The 6,052-nt window shown below is 45.3% G+C and carries 6 protein-coding genes; 5 read left to right on the top strand and 1 reads right to left on the bottom strand.

Features of this window, described 5'->3' with window-relative positions; translation table 11 throughout:
• Positions 1–151 (bottom strand): helix-turn-helix transcriptional regulator (locus tag G5B06_RS19145; protein WP_173772696.1); only part of this gene is annotated, 151 nt, incomplete at its 3' end.
• Positions 152–373: 222 nt separating this feature from the next.
• Between G5B06_RS19145 and G5B06_RS18310 the strand changes: the two genes are divergently transcribed.
• The 5 genes from G5B06_RS18310 to G5B06_RS18330 all read left to right on the top strand — a co-directional run bounded on the left by G5B06_RS18310 (position 374) and on the right by G5B06_RS18330 (position 5,893).
• Complete coding sequence (locus G5B06_RS18310; protein ID WP_007890426.1) at positions 374–1,066, top strand: response regulator transcription factor; 693 nt, start codon at positions 374–376, stop codon at positions 1,064–1,066.
• A complete protein-coding gene (locus G5B06_RS18315) occupies positions 1,063–2,094 on the top strand; it encodes a sensor histidine kinase (RefSeq protein WP_101872282.1) in 1,032 nt (343 codons plus the stop codon). The genes G5B06_RS18310 and G5B06_RS18315 overlap by 4 nt, the downstream gene beginning before the upstream one ends.
• Before the next feature lie 182 nt (positions 2,095–2,276).
• Positions 2,277–2,942: an ABC transporter ATP-binding protein gene (locus G5B06_RS18320; protein WP_101872281.1), complete on the top strand. Its 666-nt coding sequence runs from the start codon at positions 2,277–2,279 to the stop codon at positions 2,940–2,942.
• Positions 2,943–2,956: 14 nt separating this feature from the next.
• Entirely contained in the window at positions 2,957–5,449 is a 2,493-nt protein-coding gene (locus tag G5B06_RS18325) for an ABC transporter permease (protein WP_101872280.1), read from the top strand.
• 30 nt (positions 5,450–5,479) lie between these two features.
• The gene (locus tag G5B06_RS18330; protein WP_243868777.1) at positions 5,480–5,893 is read left to right on the top strand and encodes a hypothetical protein; all 414 of its coding nucleotides are present in this window, start codon (positions 5,480–5,482) and stop codon (positions 5,891–5,893) included.
• Positions 5,894–6,052 lie beyond the last annotated feature (159 nt).

A 6,052-nucleotide genomic window follows, 5' to 3' on the forward strand; every position in this document is an offset into this window, starting at 1 on the left:
CTTTGTTCTCAATATTCATAATGGTACGGGAGTCACGGTCTACTAATTCCGCAACGTAGGCTTGTGTCCAGCCCTTTTCTTCTCTGGCTCTTTTGAGAGCTGCCCCGAGGCCGTGAAAGTCAAACCTTCTTTCATCTTGGTTCATTCTCATATCACCCTATATCATTGTACATTTCGGGTTGGATTATGAGAATGTAATGAAACTTTATGTAAGGTAGTATTTCATTTCACTATTCACTTGTAAAATCTTTATGTAAAAGCCAACAGGCTATATAATTTATGAAGAAATAATTTTTTCAAAAATTCGTCCGCTGTAACATTTCACGGACATTTGCCTGTTATACTATCTGCAAAAAGCAAAGGAAGTGAGGATATGAAGCAGATTTTAATTGTCGAGGACGACAGTTTTTTGAATAAGATGTTGGCCTATAACCTGACCGCAGACGGCTACGGCGTGACTTCTGCCCTAAATGCCAGAACCGCAGCCGAAGCCATCCGCCAGCGGGAATTTAATTTAGTGCTGCTGGACATCAACCTGCCGGACGGGAACGGTTTTGAACTGTGCAAGCTGATAAAGCCCCAGCACCCGGATACCATCGTGATTTTCCTGACCGCCAACGATCAGGAGAGCGACCAGATACGGGGCTATGAGGTGGGCGCGGTGGACTACATCACAAAGCCCTTTGTGATCGGGGCCTTGCAGCGGAAAATCAAAGCCATGTTCGCCATGCTGGAACACCACAAACCGGCCAAGGACATTTACGACGACGGGCGGCTGTTTCTGGACTTCTCGGAACAGACGGCTTCCTTAAATGGCAAGCCCCTGACCCTATCCCCGATGGAGTACAAAATGCTGAACCTGTTCCGCAAAAATCCCCGGCAAGTGCTGACCCGTGGGCAGCTTTTGGAAAAGCTGTGGGATATAGACGAAAGGTTTGTAGACGAACACACCCTGACAACTTCTATCAGCCGGATTCGCAGCAAGATTGAATCCGACGGCGGCGCGCCCTACATCAAGACCGTTTACGGCATGGGCTATCAATGGACGGGAGGCGAGGCAAAATGAAGTTTCAAAACCTCTCGGTAAAGCGGCTGTTTGGCCGGGTGGCAATAGGGTTTGCCCTCTCCATGTCCGGGATCACCATAGCCCTTTTTCTTGTGACAAAACAGACGGCGGTGCTGCTGACGGGCGGGGCGTTGCTGTTGTGCGCCCTTGTAGGGATTTTTGTACTGACGCAGGCGTTTGGAAAACGGTTATCACAGTTTACCGCTGACCTGTGCCAGACCTTAGACCACATGATTGCCGGAAATGAAGCGCCCCAGCGGCCAGAGGACAGCGAAACCCAGCTTGCCAGAATCGGACACCGGCTGGCAAGGCTTTACCAGATCATGCAGGAGAACCGTCGCCGGGTGGACGAGGAACGGCAGGAGTTACAGACCCTTGTATCGGATATTTCCCATCAGGTGAAAACGCCGGTAAGCAATCTGAAAATGGCGACGGACACCCTGCTGGAAAAGCCTATGGCCGAGGCAGAGCGCACCGACTTTATCCGGGGAATCCGCAGCCAGACGGATAAGCTGGACTTTCTCTTTCAGGCCCTTGTGAAAACCTCCCGTCTGGAAACAGGCGTGATCCAGTTGGACAAGAAACCGGGCCGCCTCTTTGATACCGTGGCACAGGCCATGAGTGGGATCGTGTATGCAGCGGAGAAAAAGGAAATCGCCGTGTCCGTGGACTGCCCGGAGGATTTGACCGTTTCCCATGACAGCAAGTGGACATCGGAAGCCCTCTTTAACCTGCTGGACAATGCGGTGAAGTACACCCCGGCAAGCGGGAAAATCGCTGTGTCTGTGGTGCTGTGGGAAATGTATGTGGAAATCAAAGTGACCGACACTGGCAAGGGCATTTCCGAAAGCAATCAGGCTGCTATCTTCCAGCGCTTCTATCGTGAGGAAGAAGTACACGAACAGCAGGGTGTGGGCATTGGCCTGTATCTGGCCCGCGAGATCGTAATGCGTCAGGGCGGCTATATCAAAGTGGTTTCGGAGCCGGGCAAGGGTTCGGAATTTTCCATTATGCTTCCATTGCGTTGAGAGAAACTTTCTGCTTCGGGTCAAGTTGGCCCGAAGTGCAGAGATAAAATGAAATGTCCGAGCGTTGTAACATTTCACCTCAATTTTCAATGAGTTTTTTTAGCCGCTGTAACATTTCGCGGACATTTGGGTTTTACAATACACTTATCAACAGGTAGGAAGCCTTGAAAGGAGTTTTGAATATGAGCGTTTTACAGACGATTGACCTGAAAAAGTATTACGGTACAGAACCGAACATTACCCGCGCCCTTGACGGCGTAAATTTCTCCGTGGAGGACGGCGAGTTTGTGGCTGTTGTGGGAACCTCTGGTAGCGGCAAGTCCACCCTGCTTCACATGATGGGCGGGTTGGACACTCCCACCAGCGGAACCGTGATTGTCCGAGGCGAAGAACTGGCAAAGAAGAACGACGAGCAGCTTACCATCTTTCGCCGCCGCAACATCGGCTTTATCTTCCAGAACTATAACCTTGTTCCCATCTTGAATGTGTATGAGAACATTGTCCTGCCGGTGGAGTTGGACGGGGACACGGTGGATCAGAAGTTTTTGGACGAAATTGTTCACCTACTGGGGCTGGAAGATAAACTGAAAAATATGCCGAACAATCTATCCGGCGGACAGCAGCAGCGTGTGGCGATTGCCCGCGCTCTGATTACCAAACCGGCTATTGTGCTGGCCGATGAGCCAACCGGTAACCTTGACAGCAAGACCAGCGCCGAGGTGCTGGGACTTATCAAGCGCACCAGCGCGGAGTTCCGGCAAACCGTTGTAATGATTACCCACAATGACGACATAGCCCGCCTTGCAGATCGGATTGTCCGCATTGAGGATGGCAGGATTGTGGAATAAGGAGGTGGCAAGCTATGACATGGCCTTTTGAAAATGATACCAGTGACATTGAAAAGAAGCTGGCAAAGCGCAGTTTGCATCGTGAACGGCAGCGTAATTTATTTGCAATCATTGCTCTTGTGCTAACTGCATTTATGATAACTGCGACATTCAGTATTGGTTTTAGTTACTTTGAAACCTACCAAATGCAACAAATTCGGTTAATGGGAACTACCGCTGATGTCGGAATCACAAATGTAACAGAAAATCAGTTGGTTGAAATTTCAAAATCAAACCTTGTCCTTGACGTAGGTATACAGCAGCGTTTAGGCAGTGTTGATACAGAGCAACTGCAAAATGCGAGATTAGGTATAGTTTGGATAGATGATACCGAGTGGGGAACCCACCGTCTGCCTACTATATCAAGTGTTGTAGGAAATTACCCATCAAGTAAAAACGAAATTATGCTACCTACATGGGTGCTTGAACAGATGGGCATTTCTGATCCGCAAATAGGGATGGAGATTGTGTTGTCGTACCAAATTGGCGATAGCTATAATTATGTCTCAGACACCTTTTTGCTGTCGGGCTACTATACGGACTACATTCCAATGCGCACAAATAATCGTGGTTATGTTTATGTTTCATCCGCTTTTAAGGATAGCTTAAATGTATCACTGGATAATAGTGTTACGGCAATGATCCGTTTTCAAGGCAATGATAATGCTGACAAAAACTGTGAAAGATTGCGGCGTGAGATTGACTTTACAGAAGGGCAAACATTTGAAATTGTACCATTAGAACAGGCAAATGGTGGAACTATTATTTTAGCTGTAATAATTTTAGCAGTTTTTATATCCTTTAGCGGCTATCTGCTGATTTATAATATTCTTTATGTCTCTGTCGTAAAAGATGTGCAATTCTATGGCCGTCTTAAAACGATTGGAACGACCCAAAGGCAGATAAAGAGAATTATCTATAAGCAGGCAATCAGAATCTCTTGTATTGGTATTCCGATTGGTCTGTTACTTGGTGCGGTTGTTTCCTTTGGCATTGTTCCTTACTTCCTGAATATGATGTATTCAACAAATTCTGATGTGGGAACAAAAGTATCTTTTTCGCCGTTTATTTTCATAGGAGCGGCCATATTTACGTTCATTACCGTTATGATTGCAAGCATGAAGCCCGCCAAAATTGCCGGAAATGTTTCACCAATAGCAGCACTCCAATATACAGCAGCCAGCACAAAGAGCAGCGCCAGAAATTGTAGCAAAATGAAGTTGTCCAGAATGGCATGGAACAATGTCTTTCGTAATGCTAAGAGTACAACCCTTGTTTTTGCATCGCTTTTTTTCGGCCTTTCCTTGTTCCTTGTCGTCACAGGGCTATTACATGGTTTAAGCCCGGAGAATTATGTGAGCCAATGGGGAGTAAGCGATTTTGCACTCACATATAGTATCCACGAAAGAGAAGATTTAATTTCCAGCGAAATGGTTTCAGAGATTGGTCAGCTTGACGGCATTGAGAATTTGAGGTTGACCTATGCACCTTATCCTCAAGTAGCAGCAGATGTTGTATATGACGATGCTGTATTTCACGAGTTTCTTGCGTCATTAGACGGAGTAAACGGCATTGATTTTTCTGATCCGGCAGAATTAGAAAATTATCAGCAAAACTTTTTTAGCGGGGTTTTTGGAATTGACAGTGCATATTTGGAAGAAATCAATAAAACCTTAAACTTGCCTATTGACACGTCTGCCTTTGAACAAGGAAAGGTTGTGCTGCTGTCCAAAACAGTAGAAGACCTTATTCAGCCGGGGCAGGAAATAACAATCCAGACGCAGAACGGACAGCATTCCTTTATTGTAGCGAACGGTTATTTGAATGAAGGGTTTCGAGCAGGAGGAAGCAATGAGAGAGGGACGGCTCCTGATTTGTATATTAGTCAAACAGCTTTGAAAGAACTCTTTCCGCAATATAGAGTGTTCCGCGTGGCCTTTGATACGGATGGTCAACATGACGAAAGTATACTGCAAGAATTAAAGCAAATCACCGCATCACAAGCTAACATTGATATTATATCCCGATATGAACGGCGAGAAGAAATGCAGGAATATCTCATTACAGTAAAGGTTTTAGGAACAGGGTTGTCCGTGATTCTGCTGCTTGTTGGTGTCATGAACTTTGTCAATACAATGGTTGTCAATGTAAATACTCGGCGCTATGAATTAGCTGTTCTTGAAAGCATTGGAATGACAAAGCGACAAATCAAACGAATGCTATTTATGGAAGGTTTCTATTATTGGGGCGTTTCCCTTTCCCTTGCAGTCACCATTGGAACAGCAATCTTCATCTTGCTATATATGATTTTTAGTAAAGTGGCCTATTATGCTGTTTTCTCCTATCCATTTATCCCACTGGTGCTGGTGTCTGGACTGGTGTTGCTAATCTGCCTTATTGTGCCTATATGGGTCTACAAAACTGACGTTAACCTTCCAGTTGTGGAGCGATTGCGGTTGACAGAGTGAGTTTAATCAAATAGCAAAATGTGTTTATTTTTGATTACTCTTGGAGAACCAGTCTCTTATCCTGTCAATCAGGTTGACGGCTTTGAATTGACCATTGAAAAGCCCACATGGTCTCCGTTTAAGGGATATACCATTCGCTGGGCTGTTACTGCGAATTCTAAAGAAATCTATTCCTTCGGTGAGGATGGTAGTCCTGGCTTTGAGTATCTCGAACGCCACATTGACGGGCAATGGTATCGTTTGACATATTCGCAGGATATATTTTCTTTTAATAATTTAGAATTCTCATTGGGTGGAGACAGTACGGGCTTGCAGGGAAGTATTGTTCAAAAATATGATTATTATGGAACTCGCTTGGAGGCGGGAATCTATCGTGTAGTATTAGAAATGAAGGCAAAGGACGGAACACCGCATTATTTGGCGGCTGAATTTGATGTTGAGTAAATAAGCAGAAAGACAACTTCAAGTTTACAGAACTGAATCAAAAGAGCTCGAAGGAGCTCTTTTTCCTTTTTTATAATAGTATCATTATGGTATAATAGAGACATTAAAATCGGAATTTCAGGAGGTGTTTTTATGCCACAAATGAATAAGGGAGGAAAA

The organism is Blautia luti (assembly GCF_013304735.1).
GTDB lineage: Bacteria > Bacillota > Clostridia > Lachnospirales > Lachnospiraceae > Blautia_A.